Annotated in this window: 2 protein-coding genes; both read right to left on the reverse strand. The window is 47.8% G+C overall.

Going from position 1 to position 1,814, the window contains the following annotated elements; all coding sequences use genetic code 11:
• Nucleotides 1-562: FAD-binding protein (locus B4K20_RS03065; RefSeq protein ID WP_289281840.1), on the reverse strand; the 562-nt coding region annotated here is incomplete at its 3' end.
• Nucleotides 559-1,814, reverse strand: a 1,256-nt coding sequence (murC, locus tag B4K20_RS03070; RefSeq protein WP_289281841.1) for a UDP-N-acetylmuramate--L-alanine ligase, incomplete at its 5' end; no start/stop codon positions are given. The genes murC and B4K20_RS03065, both read right to left, overlap by 4 nt.

Genomic DNA, 1,814 nt, shown 5'->3' on the forward strand with positions numbered 1-1,814 from the left:
GTTCAAACCGCATTTTTGCTGCTACGAACCACTGATTTTCTGGCAAGTTCACATAACGGTAACTCACCTCAAACTGATCAGCATTGTAGAGATGCAACTCACCTTGTTTATCAATTGTTGTGACTTCTACGACGGAGTCCCATGTTTCAACACCATGAGCACCAGCATTCATGGCTAAGGCACCACCTAAAGTACCCGGAATCCCTGCCCAGAAAGCAGCGCCTTTTAAGCCAGCCTTCGCCGCCTGTTTCGCTAACTTGCTGCAATAGAGCCCGACTTCTGCCGTAATCTCATTATCAATGACATCGATGGTTTGCAATGCGCCTGCGGTGACAATCACAGTGCCGGCAAAACCGCCATCACGTATTAATAAGTTACTACCCAGACCGACCCATAGCACAGGTTCTTCTGCAGGTAGTTGTTGTAAAAACAGGGCGAGATCATTTCTGTCGGTAGGACGGTAAAGCTGTTTTGCCGGCCCTCCTACACGCCATGAGTTATAACGAGACAGTGGCTCATTTGTTTTTAGTTCGCCTTTTAAAGTCCGAGGTAATGCCATCATTCAGCACCCCCATCGTTTAAGATCTCAGGTAAAGCCTGTGCCATCCGGCCGATATCTCCAGCACCTAATGTCAACAACACATCGCCGTCTTGTAGAAGGCCCGGTAATAATGCGTAGAGTTCCTGCTTGTCTTCTGCAAATACAGGCTCAACCTGACCACGCAAGCGGATAGCCCGACATAAACTACGTGCATCTGCCCCGGCAATTTTTGCTTCACCGGCTGGATAGACCTCTAACACAACCAGCACATCAACACTGGATAACACATGCGCAAAATCTTCAAACAAGTCACGTGTGCGTGTGTAGCGATGAGGTTGGAATACCAAAACTAAACGGTTATTTGGCCAACCACCTCGTGTGGCGGCAAGCGTGGCTGCGATTTCAGTCGGATGATGCCCATAATCATCAATCAGCATGGCCTGACCGGTACCCGCTTTAACCTGACCCATTAGATTAAAGCGTCGTCCTACACCATCAAACTTCAGTAAGGCTCTCTGGCAATCAGTGACACTGACATCCAGGTTACGTGCTACAGCCATGGCAGCCGTCGCATTCAAGGCATTGTGTAAGCCAGGCATATTCAATGTGACAGGGAAGCTCTGTCCTGAACGTTTCTCTACCACGGTGAAAAAGCTTTGCCCCTGATGCTGCGTCAGTTCCATTAACTGATAATCAGCATCAGGGTTTTGTCCGTAAGTGATAAACGGTCTGGTTACATCAGCCAATAACAATTGGATAACCGGATCATCAAGACATAACACTGCCAGTCCATAGAATGGTAAGTGATGAAGAAACTCAATGAAGGTGGCCTTCAATTTGCCAAAATCACCGTCATATGTCGCCATATGATCTTCATCAATATTCGTCACCACCGCAATCATTGGCTGCAGGTATAAGAATGATGCGTCACTTTCATCAGCTTCAGCGACCAGATAACGCCCTGTACCCAAACGCGCGTTCGTGCCGGCACTATTTAAACGTCCACCAATCACAAAGGTAGGATCCAGCTCGCCTTCGCTTAATAAGGCGGCTATCAAGCTGGTTGTTGTGGTTTTACCATGCGTTCCTGCTACAGCAATGCCATAACTAAATCGCATCAGCTCGGCCAACATTTCCGCTCTGGGTACAACAGGAATCAATTGCTCTCTAGCAGCCACTAATTCAACATTATCTTCGCTTACAGCAGTAGTAACGACCACCACATCAGCATCGTCAAGATACGATGCATCATGGCCAATCATAATGGTCGCAC

Origin of the sequence: Methylophaga sp. UBA5088 (assembly GCF_002414625.1) — a bacterium.
Taxonomy (GTDB): Bacteria; Pseudomonadota; Gammaproteobacteria; order Nitrosococcales; family Methylophagaceae; genus Methylophaga; species Methylophaga marina.